Annotated in this window: 17 protein-coding genes and 1 tRNA gene; 10 read left to right on the top strand and 8 right to left on the bottom strand. The window is 64.8% G+C overall.

The window, feature by feature from the left end; all coding sequences use genetic code 11:
- Positions 1-170: 170 nt before the first annotated feature.
- From AC1DJN_RS03700 to thiS, 4 genes are read right to left on the bottom strand one after another with little or no spacing between them, the layout of a single operon-like run.
- Positions 171-2018, bottom strand: a complete 1848-nt coding sequence (locus AC1DJN_RS03700) for an SLC13 family permease (RefSeq protein ID WP_478038887.1) — start codon at positions 2016-2018, stop codon at positions 171-173.
- A gap of 27 nt (positions 2019-2045) precedes the next feature.
- Positions 2046-2780 carry a tRNA (guanosine(46)-N7)-methyltransferase TrmB gene (trmB, locus tag AC1DJN_RS03695; protein WP_442251817.1) on the bottom strand — a complete coding sequence of 245 codons (735 nt, stop codon included), beginning with the start codon at positions 2778-2780 and terminating at the stop codon, positions 2046-2048.
- Positions 2780-3595: a thiazole synthase gene (locus tag AC1DJN_RS03690; RefSeq protein WP_478038888.1), complete on the bottom strand. Its 816-nt coding sequence runs from the start codon at positions 3593-3595 to the stop codon at positions 2780-2782. The genes trmB and AC1DJN_RS03690 overlap by 1 nt, the downstream gene beginning before the upstream one ends.
- A 50-nt stretch (positions 3596-3645) precedes the next feature.
- Entirely contained in the window at positions 3646-3846 is a 201-nt protein-coding gene (thiS, locus tag AC1DJN_RS03685) for a sulfur carrier protein ThiS (RefSeq protein WP_033832224.1), read from the bottom strand.
- Between the two features lie 207 nt (positions 3847-4053).
- On the opposite strand from thiS, the gene AC1DJN_RS03680 reads away from it, so the two are divergent.
- The 10 genes from AC1DJN_RS03680 to AC1DJN_RS03635 all read left to right on the top strand — a co-directional run bounded on the left by AC1DJN_RS03680 (position 4054) and on the right by AC1DJN_RS03635 (position 12330).
- Positions 4054-5886, top strand: a complete 1833-nt coding sequence (locus AC1DJN_RS03680; protein WP_442251816.1) for an autotransporter outer membrane beta-barrel domain-containing protein — start codon at positions 4054-4056, stop codon at positions 5884-5886.
- Between the two features lie 112 nt (positions 5887-5998).
- Positions 5999-6072 (top strand) — tRNA-Gly (locus tag AC1DJN_RS03675).
- A gap of 291 nt (positions 6073-6363) precedes the next feature.
- A complete protein-coding gene (locus AC1DJN_RS03670) occupies positions 6364-6768 on the top strand; it encodes a DUF805 domain-containing protein (RefSeq protein WP_032975183.1) in 405 nt (134 codons plus the stop codon).
- A 142-nt stretch (positions 6769-6910) separates the two neighbouring features.
- A complete protein-coding gene (locus AC1DJN_RS03665) occupies positions 6911-7141 on the top strand; it encodes a hypothetical protein (RefSeq protein WP_105164563.1) in 231 nt (76 codons plus the stop codon).
- Between the two features lie 96 nt (positions 7142-7237).
- Positions 7238-8116 (top strand): 30S ribosomal protein S6--L-glutamate ligase, encoded by an 879-nt coding sequence (rimK, locus tag AC1DJN_RS03660; RefSeq protein ID WP_025874283.1) that lies wholly within the window; start codon positions 7238-7240, stop codon positions 8114-8116.
- A gap of 255 nt (positions 8117-8371) precedes the next feature.
- Positions 8372-8848, top strand: a complete 477-nt coding sequence (locus AC1DJN_RS03655; RefSeq protein WP_312963795.1) for a hypothetical protein — start codon at positions 8372-8374, stop codon at positions 8846-8848.
- Positions 8849-8937: 89 nt separating this feature from the next.
- Entirely contained in the window at positions 8938-9411 is a 474-nt protein-coding gene (locus AC1DJN_RS03650) for a hypothetical protein (RefSeq protein WP_025874285.1), read from the top strand.
- An 8-nt stretch (positions 9412-9419) separates the two neighbouring features.
- Positions 9420-10097 (top strand): response regulator transcription factor, encoded by a 678-nt coding sequence (locus tag AC1DJN_RS03645; RefSeq protein WP_478038886.1) that lies wholly within the window; start codon positions 9420-9422, stop codon positions 10095-10097.
- A complete protein-coding gene (locus tag AC1DJN_RS03640; RefSeq protein WP_032975180.1) occupies positions 10060-11430 on the top strand; it encodes a sensor histidine kinase in 1371 nt (456 codons plus the stop codon). Before AC1DJN_RS03645 ends, AC1DJN_RS03640 begins: the two co-directional genes overlap by 38 nt.
- Positions 11431-11943: 513 nt before the next feature.
- Positions 11944-12330, top strand: coding sequence for a hypothetical protein (locus tag AC1DJN_RS03635; RefSeq protein WP_025874288.1), 387 nt, complete (start codon positions 11944-11946; stop codon positions 12328-12330).
- A 162-nt stretch (positions 12331-12492) separates the two neighbouring features.
- Here the strand turns inward: AC1DJN_RS03635 and AC1DJN_RS03630 are convergent, their stop codons facing one another.
- From AC1DJN_RS03630 to AC1DJN_RS03615, 4 genes are all read right to left on the bottom strand, one after another.
- Positions 12493-13017, bottom strand: coding sequence for a tetratricopeptide repeat protein (locus AC1DJN_RS03630; RefSeq protein ID WP_442251815.1), 525 nt, complete (start codon positions 13015-13017; stop codon positions 12493-12495).
- A gap of 436 nt (positions 13018-13453) precedes the next feature.
- Entirely contained in the window at positions 13454-14065 is a 612-nt protein-coding gene (gene coaE, locus AC1DJN_RS03625) for a dephospho-CoA kinase (protein ID WP_442251814.1), read from the bottom strand.
- 11 nt (positions 14066-14076) lie between these two features.
- Entirely contained in the window at positions 14077-14940 is an 864-nt protein-coding gene (locus AC1DJN_RS03620; RefSeq protein ID WP_025874291.1) for a prepilin peptidase, read from the bottom strand.
- A gap of 7 nt (positions 14941-14947) precedes the next feature.
- A complete protein-coding gene (locus tag AC1DJN_RS03615) occupies positions 14948-16207 on the bottom strand; it encodes a type II secretion system F family protein (protein ID WP_478038885.1) in 1260 nt (419 codons plus the stop codon).
- Between the last annotated feature and the right edge of the window lie 206 nt (positions 16208-16413).

Here is a 16413-nt window from a genome sequence, read left to right as displayed (position 1 = left end):
GCACTGCTTCGCAAGCGCCCGAACGCACAGCCGCCAGCGGCTGGGCCGGTCTGGGGGTTTACGGCGTCCCCCGCAACCGGACCCACCCCGCCATCCCAAGGAATGCAGACCGTTGCCGTTGTCGTTGCCTCTGCGGGTGCAGGGCGCAGCCCTGCCAACAAACCCAACCTTCAGAACATCAGGTTGATCATCACCACCACCACGCAGGTGTAGATCAGCGACAGCGGGCCGCCGACCCGCCACATCTCGCGCGGGGTGTAGTTGGCCGGGCCGGTGATCATCGAAATCACCGGGTTCGACGCCGTCATCAGGTTGTTGGACGCCGACAGCGCCACGATCAGCGCGAACGCCGTGGGATTGCCGCCGGCCGCCAGCGCCAGGTTCACCGCGATCGGCACCATCACGATGGTCGCGCCCACATGGCTGATCACCAGCGAGAACACCGTGGTCAGAAGCGCCAGCGCCAGTTCCAGCACCCAGATCGGAATGCCGGTGGGCAGCTTGTCGATGGTATGGCCGGCCACCCATGCCGCTGCGCCGCTGGAATCCATCGCCCAGCCAAGCGGAATCAGCCCGGCCATCATGAACACCGTCTTCCAGTTGATCGAGGCATAGGCCTCGTCCATGCGCAGCACGCCGGTCAACAGCATCCCGGCCACGCCGGTCATCAGGGTCAGCGCCACCGGCAGTTTGCTGGTCAGCGCGATCAGGATGGTCAGGGCGAAGATCGCCATGGCGATCTTGAACTTGTGCGGGCGCTGCTCGCCGGTGGGGTAATCGGTGACCACCACGAAGTCGCGGCTCTTGGCGGCCTGCGCGAGGTCGGTCCAGATGCTGTGGAAGACCAGCATGTCGCCGGCGCGCAGCTGCACATCGCGTACATCCTCGCGGATCACCTGCTTGTCGCGGTTGATCGCCAGCAGGCTGATGCCGCGTTCCTTGCGCAGGCGCAGCTCGCCTGCGGTCTTGCCGATGACGCCGGAGGTCGGCGGCACCACCGCCTCGGAAATGCCAGCGCGGCTGGGATTGAACAAGTCGCCCAGGTGTTTCAGGCGCGAGGACATGCGCAGGAACTGGTTCTGCGCGAAATCGTGGATCTGCTGGCGCGGTCCCATCGCGCCGAGCACGCTGCCCACCCAGATGCGCATTTCCGCCGGCGGTGCCAGGCGGGTGTCATTGCCGGTCTTCAGTGCCAGCAGCAGCGGCGCGTCATGCAGGTTCTCGGCCTCGCCCAGGGTCATGCCGACCAGCGGGCTCTCGGCGGTGACCACCAGCTCGAACACGTCGCCTTCGATGCCGTAGGTCTTGGCGAAGTAGCTCTCGGTGCGGGCCGGCGTGGTGCCGTCGTTGACCWGGCTTTCCTCTTCCACCAGCTTGCGGTCGCCGTAGTAGCGGAAATACAGCAGCGAGGCGATCAGCAGGGCGATGCCGATCGGCAGCGGCGCGAACATGCGCAGCGGCTCGATGGTGGCCAGGCCGGAGGGCAGGTTGTTATTGGCCGAGGCCAGCAGATCGTTCAGCAGGATCAGCGGCGAGTTGCCGACCATGGTCAGCGCGCCACCCATCACGATCGCCGCCGAGATCGGCAGCAGCAGGCGTTGCATGGTCAGCCCGGTGCGCGCGGCCAGGCGCGAGGCAACCGGCAGGTACAACGCCATCACCGACGGGTTCTGCATGAAGGACGAGTTCAGGCCGGCGATGGCCGTGGTCATCATCAGCAGCCGCTGCTCCACGCCATGGCCGCGCCGCAGCAGCCAGGCCGCGAGCCGGTTCAACGCACCGGTGCGGTCCAGGCCCGCGCCGAGGATGGTGGTGGCGATGATGCTCATCACCGCGTTGCCGGAGAAGCCGCCGAAGATCTCCTCCGGCGCGATCAGGCCGGTCACGCCCAGCACCACCAGCACCACCAGCGCGACCACGTCGGCGCGGATGCGCTCGAACAGGAACATCGCCATTGTGAAGCCGACCAGCCCGAGCACGAGCTTCATGTCAGTGGTCAGCGTCAGCGCGGTATCCATGTGGGGCGCGGCGTCCTCAGGCGTTCATCAGGTGCGGTCGTACAACAGGTCCCAGACGCCATGGCCGAGCTTCTGGCCGCGGGTCTCGAAGTGGGTCTGCGGGCGCCAGTCCGGGCGCGGCACGCTGCCACGCGGACCGGCACGGTTGACCAGGCCGGGGGTGGCATCGAGCACGTCCCACATCTGCTCGGCGTAATCCTCCCAGTCGGTGGCACAGTGCAGGCGGCCACCGGGGCGCAGCTTGCGCACCAGCAGCTCGGCAAAGCCCGGCTGGATCAGGCGACGCTTGTTGTGGCGCTTCTTGTGCCACGGGTCGGGGAAGTAGATGCGCACTTCGTCCAGCGCGCCATCGGCGATTTCCTTTTCCAGCACTTCCACCGCGTCGTGGTGGTACAGGCGCACGTGGTCGGCGTTGTCGTCGGCCAGCGCGTTCAGCAGGCGGCCCACGCCGGGCGCGTGCACTTCCAGGCCGATGTAGTCGCGGCTGAGGTCCTGCTGCGCGGCGAAGCGCAGCGCGGCGCCGTTGCCGAAGCCGATTTCCAGCACCTTGTGCGCATCGCGGCCGAAGGTGGCATCCAGATCACGCGGTTCACCGCTGAAATCCAGGCCGAAACGCGGCCAGCGCTCGTCGAACGCGCGCTGCTGGGCCGGGGTGAAACGGCCCTGGCGCAGCACGAAGCTGCGCACTTCACGGCGGCCTTCGTTGACCGTGAACGGCTTGGGCGGTGCCTTCGAACCGGCGCTGTCGAATGGATTGGTCATCAGCCGATCAACCCATCGATCGGCGAGGACGCACTGGCATAGCGCTTGCGCGGAATGCGGCCGGCCAGGAACGCCTCGCGGCCGGCTTCCACGGCCTTGCGCATGGCGCTGGCCATCAACACCGGGTTGCGCGCGCCGGCGATGGCGGTGTTCATCAGCACGCCGTCGCAGCCCAGCTCCATCGCGATCGCCGCATCCGACGCGGTGCCCACGCCGGCGTCGACGATGATCGGCACCTTGGCGTCTTCGATGATCTGCAGCAGGTTGTACTTGTTCTGGATGCCCAGGCCCGAGCCGATCGGCGCGGCCAGCGGCATCACCGCAGCGCAGCCGATCTCTTCCAGGCGCTTGGCCAGGATCGGGTCGTCGGAGGTATAGACCATCACCTCGAAACCGTCCTTGACCAGCTGCTCGGCGGCCTTGAGGGTCTGCACCACGTCCGGGTACAGCGACTTCTGGTCGCCCAGTACTTCCAGCTTGGTCAGGTTGTGGCCGTCCAGCAGTTCGCGGGCCAGGCGGCAGGTGCGCACGGCATCCTCGGCGGTGTAGCAGCCGGCGGTGTTGGGCAGGATGGTGTAACGGTCCGGCGGCAGCACGTCGAGCAGGTTCGGTTCGCCCGGGTTCTGGCCGATGTTGGTACGGCGGATGGCCACGGTGACGATCCGGGCGCCCGCGGCCTCGGTGGCCAGGCGGGTTTCTTCCAGATCCTTGAACTTGCCGGTGCCGGTAAGCAGCCGCGAGCTGTAGGTCTTGCCGGCGATCACCAGCGAATCGGGGGAGACATGAGGGCATGGCCCGGCGCTACCGGAACGGATGCGCAGGGTAGCGCCGGGCCATGCCCGGCGAGCGCGGAGCGCGGGATGCCTCAGCCGCCGCCGAGGGCATGCACGATCTCCACCACATCGCCCTCGTCCAGCACATGCTCGGCATGACGGCTGCGGCTGACGATCTCGCCGTTCACCTCAACCGCCACCCGGCGTTGCAACAGCTGCTCGGCCGCAAGCAGGTCCAGGAGGGTCGCTGAAGCGGGCAAGGTGCGGGGTTCGCCATTGAGCTGGATGTTCATGGGGCCATTGTCGCTGATTGCCGGTTCGCATCGGAACCGTTGCAAGTTGTGCGCTACGCCCGCACCGGCAAAGCCCGCCGGGCCTGGCTCGAGCGACAATCCATGCGGCGGCGCAGCGTGAGCAATTGGCGGCGCAGTGAAACCATTCACCGTGCGCCGGCGTACGTGCGTCGGATCCTCAAACGATATCCCCACAGGAGTTTTTACATGCTGCTCAGCAAACGCCCGATCCGCTCCCTCATGGCGGCCGCGATCGCGCTGGCCGCGCTGCCGGCCATGGCAGGCGAATCCCCGTTCACCCGTACCGTGTTCTTCGGTGACAGCCTCACCGACAGCGGCTACTACCGTCCCCTGCTGCCGGCGGAGGCGCGTCCGGTCGCCGGCCAGTTCACCACCAACCCCGGTTGGGAGTGGGCGCAGTTCGTCGCCGATTACTACGGCACCAATGCGTCCCCCAACGGCAACGGCCAGACCGGTGACAACTACGCTGTCGGCGGTGCCCGCGTGGGTACCGACCTGACCCAGCCGGCCTTCGGCAACGTGCCGGTGCCGTCGCTGAAGACGCAGATGGCCAGGTATCTCGCCGCCAACGGTGGCAAGGCGGACCCGAATGCGCTGTACACCGTGTGGGGGGGCGCCAACGACCTGTTCTCGATCACCGCTCCGGCCCAGGCCCCGGCCGTGATTGGCGCAGCGGTGACCGACCAGATCGGCATCGTGGCCAGCCTCAAGCAGGCTGGCGCGCAGTATGTGCTGGTGCCGAACCTGCCCGACGTCGGTATCACCCCCGGGTTCATCGACCGGGGTGCGGCGGGTCAAGCGCAGGGTACGGCCCTGTCCACCGCGTACAACACTGCGCTGTACAGTGGCCTGAAGCAGGCCGGTATCGACTTCATCCCGCTCGATACCTACACCCTGCTGCATGAAATCATCGCCAATCCGGGCATGTATGGTTTCAGCAACGTCACCGGCCGCGCCTGCCTGGTGGCTTCGTCACTGACCTGCAGCCCGCTGGCCTACGCCCGCCCGGACGCGGCCAGCAGCTATCTCTTCGCCGATGACGTGCATCCGACCTCGGCCGCGCACCAGATGCTGGGCCAGTACGCCATCTCGATCCTGGAAGGCCCGCGCCTGCAGCAGGTGCTGAGCCACTCGGCGCAGACCATCGGCCGTTCGCGCGCCGACCAGGTCAGTCTGCACCAAGCCGGCCGTCCGGCCGACGGGATGTCCTGGTGGGGCGGCGTGCGCGGTGACATGCAGCGCTACGACCACGCCGATCTGTACGACGGCCTGGCCCCGGCCGGCCTGTTCGGTGTCGACTGGGCACGTGACGGCATGGTCTTCGGCGGCTTCGCCGGCTTTGGCCGCCTGAATGCCGACTTCGGCAACAGCCGTGGCGATTTCACCCAGAAGGACACCACGGCCGGTCTGTTCGCCGGCTGGTACGGCGACCGCATCTGGGTCAATGGCCAGGTCAGCTACACCTGGCTGTCCTATGACGTGAACCGCAAGGTCCAGCTCGGCCCGGCCACCCGCGAACACGGTGGCTCGCCGGACGGCAGCAACCTGACCGCCGCCCTGAACGCCGGTTACGAGTTCGGCACCGAAGGTGGCTTCCGCCACGGCCCGATCGCCTCGGTGATCTGGCAGCAGGTCAAGATCGACGGTTACACCGAAAGCGCCGATGCCGGCACCCTGGCCACCGCGCTGGGTTACGGCAAGCAGGATGTCGATTCCACCGTCGGCCGTATCGGTTGGCAGGCCCGCTTCGACGGCGGCACCGTCAAGCCGTACGTGCAGGTGACCTACGATCACGAGTTCGAAGACACCAAGCAGGCCAGCGCCTGGGTGCAGAGCCTGCCGGACGTCGGCATGTACCGCGTGCCGGGCATGGACTTCGACAAGAACTATGCGACCGCCATCCTGGGCGCGCGCATGGAGCTGTTCGGCCTGCAGAGCAACATCGGCCTGAGCGCCACCACCCTGCAGAAGCGTGCGCAGGACGCGACGCTGTTTGCCAGCTTCAGCGGCAGCTTCTGATGCACACGACGGCAGGCCTGCGGGCCTGCCGTCACCGTCACCGTCACGGGCAAGCTGCAAGGGCCTGCCCGTTGCGTTTGAACACGTGCCCCGCATAGACTTGTCGGGCAACGCGGGCGTAGCTCAATGGTAGAGCTGTAGCTTCCCAAGCTACTGACGAGGGTTCGATTCCCTTCGCCCGCTCCATGTCTTCCAGCGGTTTGCGGCGTGTCAGCCGCTCCGCGCTACCCAGCCAGCGCGACAGCGCCTCGGCTCGGGCACTTCGATCCGCTTTGCCGCACAGTGATCGCGGGCATGCTGCCAGGTGAGTTTTCCTTGGCTCAGCGCCGCGCGACCGTCCTTAGCGCTGGAAAGCCTCCTCTGCGACCTTGCGGTCTGCTCGATCCAGTCACACGGACAGGTTCAGTTGTTGCTGGGATCGGACATGCTAGAAATCCGTCAACAATTGGTATCAATCGTTCGTTGTCCGGAGCGTGAATGATCGCTGCACTTGTGCCCATCAGGCGATGCTTTGATTTTTCGGGACGATCCAACCGGACAGAGTTCTGGTCGTTCTTCCTGCTTGCCGCTTTCTTGGCCGCGCTGAGCTACAGCTTGATGGAAGCTGGCTACTGGCTGATCGGCACACGGTTCTACAATTGGGAACTGGGCTTGCGTCTCAATAGCGTGGGGCAGGGCCTGGCAACGGTCGCGCTGGTATCTTTCCTCCCGCCCATGCTCGCACTGACCGTGCGCAGGTTGCACGACATTGATGAGTCGGGATGGTTTGTTGTCATTGCCTTCGTTCCTTTGGGGGTGTTCGTTCTGTTTCCGGTCATGCTGCTGCCCGGTAGCGAGGAAGAGAATCGATTTGGCGGGACGCAGGGATTGTCGGGGGGCTGAAAGTATCTGGCGCAGCGTTTGCCGGTGCCTGCTTGAGAGTGCGGACTTCGCGTCCGAGCGTGCAAGGCAGATTCCAAATCCGTATGTCCCCCCGACTTGCCCTCCGCTAGCGTGTTGCCCTCATTTCAAGGAGCGCGCCGGCATGCAACGCAGGAACGACCTGGTCAACGCACTGCATCAGATATTCCTTTCCGCGGGAATTGGCTCGGCCAAACAGGTTGAAGCGGTGCGCGCCCTGGGCAGGGCAGGTGGGCCGGAGGCCGCGCAGCGCATCGTGGAGATTTACAAGGATGCCTTCGGCGGGTCGACCGTCCAGATGGCGTGCATCGCCGCTCTGGGCGAGGCCGCACGCGGCTATCCAGCGGCGGAATGAAGGGGAAGCCCGGCACGCGGTGGTGCCGCCAGGCAACATCATCCGGTCGCAACGCTGCCACGCTATGCTTCGCGCCTGCCGACCGATCCCACTGCGATGAAGCTCGCCATCCTGTCCCGCAACACCCGGCTGTACTCCACCCGTCGGCTGGTCGAGGCCGCGCGCGCGCGCGGCCATACCGTGCGCATCCTGGACCCCCTGCGCTGCTACATGCGCATCGCCGCGGACGGCTTTTCCATGCACTACAAGGGCCGGCCGATGACCGGCGTGGATGCGGTCATCCCGCGCATCGGTGCTTCGGTCACCCGCTATGGCACCGCCGTGCTGCGCCAGTTCGAACTGATGGGCGCACGCACGCCCAATCCGTCCGACGCGATCCTGCGCTCGCGCGACAAGCTGCGGGCGCACCAGTTGCTGGCGGCCAAGGGCATCGACATGCCGGTCACCGTCTTTGGTGACAACCCGGATGACACCGTCGACCTGTTGTCCATGCTCGGCCCGCCGCCGCATGTGGTGAAGCTCAATGAAGGCACCCAGGGCCGTGGCGTGATCCTCACCGAGAAGGCCAGCGCCTCGCGCGGCATCGTCGAAGCCCTGCGTGGCCTGTATGCCAACTTCCTGATGCAGGAGTTCATCGGCGAGGCCAAGGGCGCCGACCTGCGTTGCTTCGTGGTCGGCGACCAGGTGGTGGCGTCGATGCAGCGCCAGGCGCCGGAGGGGGATTTCCGCTCGAACCTGCATGCCGGCGGCACGGCGGTGGCGTCCAAGGCCAGCCGGGCCGAACAGCAGGTGGCGGTGCGTTCGGCCAAGGCGCTGGGGCTGGGCGTCTGCGGGGTGGACCTGATCCGCTCCGAGCGCGGCCCGCTGGTGCTGGAGGTGAACTCCACCCCGGGCCTGGAAGGGATCGAGGCCGCCTGCGGGGTGGATGTGGCCGCACGCATCATCGAACATGTCGAGAAGATCAAAAAATCCTGATATTTCAGTGGCTTGAAATTAAATTCAGGCGAGGTTGGCGGGTTTAACGCTGCTTTAATCGCCCCGGGCGTAGCCTTCAACGAACCGCAGCTCTGCCTCTCAGCAGGATCGGTATCGGGATACAACTTCAGGCCCAGGCGGGTGCACCGCCTGGGTCTTTTTTATGCCCTGTGTCCCCCTGCCAAGGGGCCCTTGTGGGCACGTGGGGACACTCGTAGAGTTGGGCCTTCGTTCCGAAGGATCGGGAGGTTGGCGATGTACCGCACCACGATGATCGTGCTGTTGCTGTGCCTGCCTGGCGTTGCACTGGCCAAGCCGGAAAAGGCGGCTGTGCAGATGGACCGCCAGACCCCGGTGGCCGAGCAGGTCCGCCAGGTCGAAAAAGCCCTGCAGCAGGGCGACTACAACGAAATCTCCGCCGAGGACCGCAGTCAGGTCCAGCAGGCATTGGCGCGGATCACCCAGCGGATGGGCGAACGGCAGACCGTCCAGGAGCTGCCACCGCAGGTGCAGAACGACGTCTTCAACGATCAGGAGCGGGTCAACAGCATCCTGACGCGCGCCCACGACGACAGCCGCCAGATCTGCTCGTACCAGCGCACTACGGGCAGCAACATGCCCAAGAGCCGTTGCCTGACCGTGGCCGAACGGCGCCGCATCGAAGAGAAGGGCAAGGCCCTGCTCAACGACCAGCGCACCTACAGCAACTTGAACCCGGACTCCAAGCTTTAAGGCCGCCTGCACCCTGCCGGCCAGCACTTGCTGGCAGAGCGGGCATCCGCATACAGTCGGCGTTCACCTCAGACAGGGATTCGTTTGTCATGAAGCATCCAGTGATATCAGCGGTTCTGGTTTCGGCGTTGGCCCTGGTCGCTGCCTCGGCAGGGGCCAAGAGTGCCGAAGAGGTATTCCTGCCGGGCAAGCCGCTGCTGCAGCAGGTAGAGCGCATCGAGATCGAGCTCAACGATGGCGAAACCTATTCCGAGCTGCGTCAGGAAGAGCGCGGCAAGGTCCGCGAGACCCTGGTTCGCATCCGTGCCGCCGCCGAGCAGTACCCGACCAAGGACGCGATGCCTGAATCGGTACGAACTGAGGTCTTCAACGATCAGCAGGTCGTGAACACCGTTTTGACACAGGCGCGTGAAGATAGTCGTCTAATATGCCGACGTGAGAAGACCATTGGTTCCAACATGTCGTCCACGCAATGCATGACCGTCGCCGAGCGTGCTCGGCAGAAGGACAAGGCACAGCGCGACATGGGCCAGGCCCAGCGCGTCGGTAAATTCGTCAATTAGAGGTGACAGTGAGAATCCTGGTAATCGARGACAACAGCGACATTGCGGCCAATCTGGGCGACTACCTGGAGGACCGGGGCCACACCGTGGACTTCGCTGCCGACGGAGTGACCGGGTTGCATCTGGCTGTCGTGCACGAGTTCGACGCGATTGTCCTGGACCTCAACCTGCCGGGCATGGACGGTATCGAGGTCTGCCGCAAGCTTCGCAACGAAGCGCGCAAGCAGACCCCGGTGCTGATGTTGACCGCGCGCGATTCGCTGGACAACAAGCTCGCCGGCTTCGATTCCGGTGCTGACGACTACCTGATCAAGCCGTTCGCGCTGCAGGAAGTGGAAGTGCGTCTGAACGCCCTGTCGCGTCGCGGCAAGGGCGTGCAGACCCGCGTGCTGGAAACCGGAGACCTGGAATACAACCTSGACACGCTGGAAGTGCGCCGCCARGGCAAGCTGCTGCAGCTCAACCCGACCGCAYTGAAGATCCTGCAGGCGCTGATGGARGCSKCCCCGGCCGTSGTCACCCGSCAGGAGCTGGAAACCCGTGTCTGGGGCGAAGAGCTGCCGGACTCTGATTCGCTGCGCGTGCACATCCACGGCCTGCGCGCCGTGGTGGACAAGCCCTTTGAAGTGCCGATGATCCAGACCCGCCATGGCATCGGATACCGCATCGCTACGCCGGAAGCCTGATTCTGTGGCAAGCAAGGGGGAGCGCCGGCGCACGCCTTATCGGCGGCGCCTGCGCAGCCGCATCATCGTCTCGTTCGTGTTGTTGGGCTTCTGCCTGACGACACTGTTCGCGTTCGCCACCAACTGGGCCCGCATGCGGGTGGAAAACCAGCTGGTGGAAGACGTGATGAACCGCAACATCAGCGAGTACGTGCGGCGTTATTACGAAAGCCCGGACCGCAACCCCGACCTGCCGGTGCAGCAGATGCGCGCGCGCCTGATCAAGCCGGACAAGTTCGAAGCCCTGCGCGAGGAGGAGCCGGACTGGTACGAGTTCAAGGACGGCCTGTACAACATGGGCGGTGTGGACGAGCGCGGCGAGCGCTATTCCTACAAGCTGGCCGTGCGCAAGACTCCCGATGCTTGGGCGTTCCTGGCCTACGACATGACCGACAGCGTCCGCGGTGGGCAGCAGCTCAACCGCGCGCTGTTCCTGTCGGTGCTGGTATTCAGCCTGCTGTCGCTGGTGCTGGGCTGGTGGTCGGCCTCCAAGGTGATGAAGCCGGTCTCGGATCTGGCCGCGCGCCTGCGTGCGTACCGTGGCGGTACCAGTGAGCCCGAGCCGTTGGCGCCGCGCTTCCCGGATGACGAAGTGGGCCAGTTGGCACAGGCGTTGGATGACTATTCCTCGCGGCTGACCGAAGTGGTGCAGCGCGACCGTGAGTTCAATGCCGATGTCAGCCACGAGCTGCGCACGCCGTTGGCGGTGATCCGTGGCGCCACTGAGCTTCTGCTGACCCGCCCCGGCCTGGACGAAAAGGTGCTGCAGCGCCTGCAGCGCATCCAGCGTGCCGAGCAGCAGTGCAGCGATCTGATCGGCGCGCTGCTGCTGCTGTCGCGCAACGAACGCGGGCAGGGCAGCAGCAATGTGGCCCGGGTGGCCGAACAGCTGCTGGACGCGCACCGCGCCCAGTTGGGTGGCAAGCCGCTGGAGCTGCACCTGGATGGCGAACGCGATCTGGTCATCGATGCCCCCGAAGCGGCGCTGTCGGTGGCGCTGGGCAACCTGATCGGCAATGCGGTGAAGTATTCGCAGGATGGCGAGGTGCGCGTGCATGTGGGCGCCAACGCCGTGTCGGTGACCGACAGCGGGCCGGGCCTGAGCGAGGAAGATGCCGCCAAGCTGTTCCAGCGCGGCTACCGCGGTACCCATGCCGGCCACTCGCAGGGCGGTGGCATTGGCCTGTCGATCGTCAGCCGCCTGTGCGATCTGTACGGCTGGCAGGTAAGCGTGCGCCCGGGCGGCGCCCGCGGCGTGATCGCCACGCTGACGTTCTCGCCGAAGCCGCTGTAACCCATTCTGGCTGCTGCTTTGCTGGGGGCCGACCTTGGTCGGCACGAATCCATCCGTCGCCAAAATCTCCCACTCGGCGCGAAATGTCGCATGCAACGCCAATTCAGCTTCCGCGAAGGCGCGGCGCTTCTGGTCCAGCACGACACCTGCGTGATGCATTCCGCGCCCTGCGCGTGTCACAACGCACGGTTCCGCAGACGGTTGGGCCGCATGGCGTTTTCGCCTCATGACCGCAATGCATGCAGCTGGCGAGATGGCACGGTCGGGGTCATCGCCCCGGCCGGGATTGGCGTCCTGAATAAACCCGACAACTTGAAAGCTCCAGATGCGCTTTGGCCATCGTGGAAAATGCATCGCATGCCTTCTGCTTCGGCGGGCGGTGCGTGGGGACTCGCAAGAGTCCGCTGGAGTCTTTTTCCTTGCTTTCGAGTTGTTGGGTCTCCGGTACGCCAACCCGCACCGTCCGCCACCCCGCATCCGCGGGTGGCCTTGCCGTCTGCGAGGAGCATTGCCATGTCTGCACGCACTACCTATCCGAACCTGCGCCGCCTGGTTGGCGAATCCGCCGATCAGTTGCCGGCCGACATCGCCGAACGCATCGAAGATGTACTGGCCGAACCCAGCGACCTGCTGCCCGCGCTGATGGCACGCATGGATGGCCGCGACAACGCCGATGGCCAGACCCGGAAGGGCACCGGTCTCAGTCCGTCGCAGGCCGTAACCCTGGCCAGCCTCAGCCGTACCCTAGCCGGTCTCAATGCGCTGATCCAGATGCTGCACGCCGCCGAAGCGGCACGCGTGCAGGGCAGCGCGGGCCAGCAACTGCCGCCGGATGTAGTGGAAGGTCTGTTGCTGGCCGCCCGCGAACTGGCCCGCTACGCCCGCCAGCAGCTGGAGTAGATCCACGCCATGCGTGGATGCTCATCCCCGCACCGCGCGCCTGTTCCATGGGCATTCAATAGCGCCGGGCCACGCCCGGCGGTTGTTACCAGATCAGACCGGCAGTCGAGCAAGCACGACGCCCGTCACGCCGCAGGCTCCAATTCGGATCGTGACAGTGTGTCAGTCATCGGCGTGCATGAGCCCGTGCGCAAGCACGAACTCCTGCGCAGTCTCGTCCCCACCTTCAGCGGCCCGCCTGATCCAGGCAAGGGCCTCTGTCCTGGCCTGCTTCACTCCCTTGCCATGGAGCAAAGCAAGGCCGTACTCGTACATCGCCGGGGGATAACCTGCCTCGGCTGCCGATTTGAAGCAGGTGGCCGCGCGCGCAACATCGATTTCCACTGAGTCGCCGAACAGATGGCGCATGCCGAGTTGCAAAATCGCCGGGGCATAGTTCTTCGCGGCTGCGGCGCGGAGCTGACGGATGGAGCGCTCCTCAAACACTTCGGACGTTTCGCCGGATATGCTCAGATGGGCGGCGAGAAAAACAGCCTCGCCACCATCCGAGTCCAAATGGGCGCGGATGTGCTCCAATGCGGCCGTGATCTGGCCGTCATTCAATAGTCTTTCAAAGACTGTTGTTATTTGTGTCGGCAGCTTCATGGCGAACCGGCGGGTATCGTAGGCAAAAGGACGGTTGCCCAAGGATTTCCGGGAAACGTCGACACAAGGGCGAGGCATGTCGAGGCGTAGATCAAAACGTGAATCAAAACGTAGATCAAAACGTAGATCAAAACGTAGGCCCCTTGTCATACTGTTCGGTCTGGCCCTCGCCGCCTGCTCGGCTTTGAGCGGTTGGGCAGTGCTRCACTATGAAGTCAGCGAACTGTCCGGTCGGTGCCGCGTGTTCTGTGGCGTGGGCACGATGGTCAAGCATCTCTTCGGGCCGTTGGCGTATCAATGGGGTGTTGCGATGATCTTCTTTTTTGTCGCAGTCCTGTGTGTGGATCTGGCAATCCGCCGGGGCATTCAAGGTCGCTGATTGCCTCGGGGGTGTGAATTGCCCCGGCCGGGACATCCCCCTGCGCGCGATGCAGATCACCCAGGAGGCGACATCAGCCATGCAGGGTGAAGCCCGCCCTTACCCGGGAGCCAACCCCAGATACCGCAGATGCAACCGCTCGACCTGCGCCTGCAGGTCATCCGGATGGCCATCATTGACCAACACGTCATCGGCCAGCGCCAAGCGCTGTGCGCGGGTGGCTTGGGCGGCGATCATCTGGTCGGCCAGCGCGGCGTCGATGCCGTCGCGCTGCATCAGCCGGGCGTGCTGCACGGCTTCCGGGGCATCCACCAGCAGCACCCGGTCCAGCCACGGATAGGCCTGGCGACCGCCCACTTCGGTCAGCAGCGGGATCGCCGCCAGCGCATAGGGGCTGGCGGCCTGTTCGCACTGCTGCTGCATCAGCCGGCGGATGGCCGGGTGGGTGATCGCTTCCAGCGCCGTCCGCTCGGCCGGGTCGGCAAAGATGTGGGCGCGCAGGCGCGCCCGGTCCAGGGCGCCGTCGGCGAGCAGCATGTCTGCACCGAAGCGCACGGCAATCAGGGCGAGGGCAGGGCTGCCCACCGCCACCACCGCACGTGCGGCCAGGTCGGCGTCGGCCACGACAATCCCCAGCGCCTCGAAGCGCCGGGTTACTTCACTCTTGCCCGAGGCGATGCCGCCGGTCAGGCCCACCACATACTGGCTCATGGGGACTCCCCTCAGCGCAGCCCGCTCATCACCAGATACTGGTTCAGCAGGGGCTCGCCCCACATGAAGAACAGCCAGCCGGCCAGTGCCAGGTAGGGGCCGAACGGAATCGGTGTCGCCCGGTCACGGCCGCGGCTGTACAGCCAGATCGAGCCGATGAGGGCGCCCAGCACCGACGACATAAGGATGATCGGCAGGATGCCCTTCATCCCGCACCACGCGCCCAGTGCGGCCAGCAGCTTGAAGTCGCCGTGGCCCATGCCTTCCTTGCCGGTCAGCTGCTTGAACAGCCACCACACCGACCACAGCGACAGGTAGCCCAGCAGGGCGCCGAGCAGGGCCGGTTTGGCGGGCATGTACAGGTTGTCGATGCTGCCGATCAACCCCAGCCACATCAGCGGCAGGGTCAATTGATCCGGTAGCAGCTGGGTGCGCAGGTCGATGCCGGACAGGGCGATCAGGAAGCAGGTCAGCACGATCGCACCGAAGCCCTGCCAGCCGAAGCCGAACTGCCACACACAGGCCAGCACCATCACCGCGGTCAGGGCCTCCACCAGCGGGTACTGGATGGAGATGGGCGCCTTGCAGTGGCGGCACTTGCCGCCCTGGATCATCCAGCTGAACAGCGGGATGTTCTCGTACCAGGCCAGCTTGTGCTTGCAGTGCGGGCAGTGCGAAGGCTCCACCACGATGCCCGGCGGGGGCGGTTCGTAGAAGTCCGGCTCCTCCAGAACCTCGCGCGCATCGCGCTTCCACTGCCATTCCAGCCGCTTGGGCAGGCGCAGGATGACGACGTTCAGGAAGCTGCCCAGAAGCAGTCCCAGGCCGGCCGCGGCGGGATAGCCGAGGCCGGGATGCTGGTCGAGAAATGCCATGTATGTTTTATCCGACGACGGAAGCGAGCTTGAAAATCGGCAGGTACATGCCGATGACCATGCCGCCGACGATGGTACCAATGATCACCATAATGACCGGTTCCAGCAGGCTGCTCAGGGCGTCAACGGCATTGTTGACCTCCTGCTCATAGTACTCGGCCACCTTGAACAGCATGGCATCCAAGGCGCCCGCCTCTTCGCCGATGCCGGTCATCTGGATGACCATGTGCGGGAACAGGTTGGTCTGTTTCATGGAAACGTTGACCGGGTAACCGACAGACACGTCGTCGCGCATTCTCAATACGGCATGCTCGTAAACCGTATTGCCGGTCGCGCCGGCCACGATGCTTAGTGCCTCTACCAGCGGTACGCCGGCCTTGAAGGTCACGGCGGTGGTGCGGGCAAAGCGCGCAATCGAACTGTTGTGCATGATCTGCCYGATTACCGGCAGCTTCAGAACAAGTCGGTCGATACTGTGTTGTAGCTTCGGTGAGCGCTTATAGGCGGCGATGAAGCCGACTATCGAACCGATGATGAGCAGCAGAATCAACCACCACCACGAGACCATGAACCGGGACAGGTTGACGATGAACTGGGTAAAGGCGGGGAGGTCCGCGCCGAAGCCTTTAAACACGTCCTCAAACTGAGGTACTACCCAGACCAACAGGATGCCGCTGACCAGCAGGGCAACCGCAAGCACCATGGCCGGGTAGAACATCGCTTTCTTGATCTTGCCCTTCAGGGCCTCAATGTTCTCTTTATAGTTGGCGACAGTGTCCAGTACTGTCTCCAGAACGCCGGCGCCTTCACCAGCCCGTACCAGGTTGCGGTAGAGCTCGTCGAACTGTACCGGGTACTTGCTGACAGCCTCATAGAGCGACGAGCCGCCTTCAATATCGGTGCGCAGGCCAKCCACCATCTTCTTCATGCGCGGGTTCTTGTGCCCGTTCGCGATGATGTCCAGCGAGCCTACAATGGGTACGCCCGACTTCATCATGGTGGCCATCTGCCGACTGAAGAAGGCAATTTCCTTCGGCGTGATCTTGCTCCCGGCCGCGCCAAATAGAGGCTTGGGCTTAAGTTTGACCATACCGGGATTTATGCCCTGACGGCGCAACTCGGCCCGCAGCAGGTTCGCATTCTTCGCGGCCTGCTCTCCCTTCATCTTCACGCCCCGCTTGTCGGTCCCCTCCCAGACAAACGGCTGCAGCTCCATGGTGCTACGCGCCACGGGCCCCTTCTTGATCGCACTGCGACTGACAGACATATCGGCTCCCCAAGACCCACCATCCCCAGGCGGGCATCTAGCCGTCGATGGTAGCGGGTTCATGCCCGTCTGGGCAGTTGCCGGAGGGCCCATCATGCGAATTCGTGCCGGGTGCCGACCAAAGGTGACGCACTGCGTCACATTRCCGCGTCCATCGCAGATTCGTACTCCGGGGGTTCCCATCCGTGAAATAGCTGCCATCATGG

The organism is Stenotrophomonas sp. 05L414_2 (assembly GCF_056397905.1).
The sequence above is the reverse complement of the archived record's forward strand: the minus strand, read 5'-3'. Positions and strand labels throughout refer to the sequence as shown.

Coding starts and splice junctions, on each gene's coding strand:
- trmB (WP_442251817.1), bottom strand. CDS start 2,780: ATGACCAATCCATTCGACAGCGCCGGTTCGAAGGCACCGCCCAAGCCG.
- thiS (WP_033832224.1), bottom strand. CDS start 3,846: ATGAACATCCAGCTCAATGGCGAACCCCGCACCTTGCCCGCTTCAGCG.
- AC1DJN_RS03680 (WP_442251816.1), top strand. CDS start 4,054: ATGCTGCTCAGCAAACGCCCGATCCGCTCCCTCATGGCGGCCGCGATC.
- AC1DJN_RS03670 (WP_032975183.1), top strand. CDS start 6,364: ATGATCGCTGCACTTGTGCCCATCAGGCGATGCTTTGATTTTTCGGGA.
- AC1DJN_RS03665 (WP_105164563.1), top strand. CDS start 6,911: ATGCAACGCAGGAACGACCTGGTCAACGCACTGCATCAGATATTCCTT.
- rimK (WP_025874283.1), top strand. CDS start 7,238: ATGAAGCTCGCCATCCTGTCCCGCAACACCCGGCTGTACTCCACCCGT.
- AC1DJN_RS03655 (WP_312963795.1), top strand. CDS start 8,372: ATGTACCGCACCACGATGATCGTGCTGTTGCTGTGCCTGCCTGGCGTT.
- AC1DJN_RS03650 (WP_025874285.1), top strand. CDS start 8,938: ATGAAGCATCCAGTGATATCAGCGGTTCTGGTTTCGGCGTTGGCCCTG.
- AC1DJN_RS03640 (WP_032975180.1), top strand. CDS start 10,060: ATGGCATCGGATACCGCATCGCTACGCCGGAAGCCTGATTCTGTGGCA.
- AC1DJN_RS03635 (WP_025874288.1), top strand. CDS start 11,944: ATGTCTGCACGCACTACCTATCCGAACCTGCGCCGCCTGGTTGGCGAA.
- coaE (WP_442251814.1), bottom strand. CDS start 14,065: ATGAGCCAGTATGTGGTGGGCCTGACCGGCGGCATCGCCTCGGGCAAG.
- AC1DJN_RS03620 (WP_025874291.1), bottom strand. CDS start 14,940: ATGGCATTTCTCGACCAGCATCCCGGCCTCGGCTATCCCGCCGCGGCC.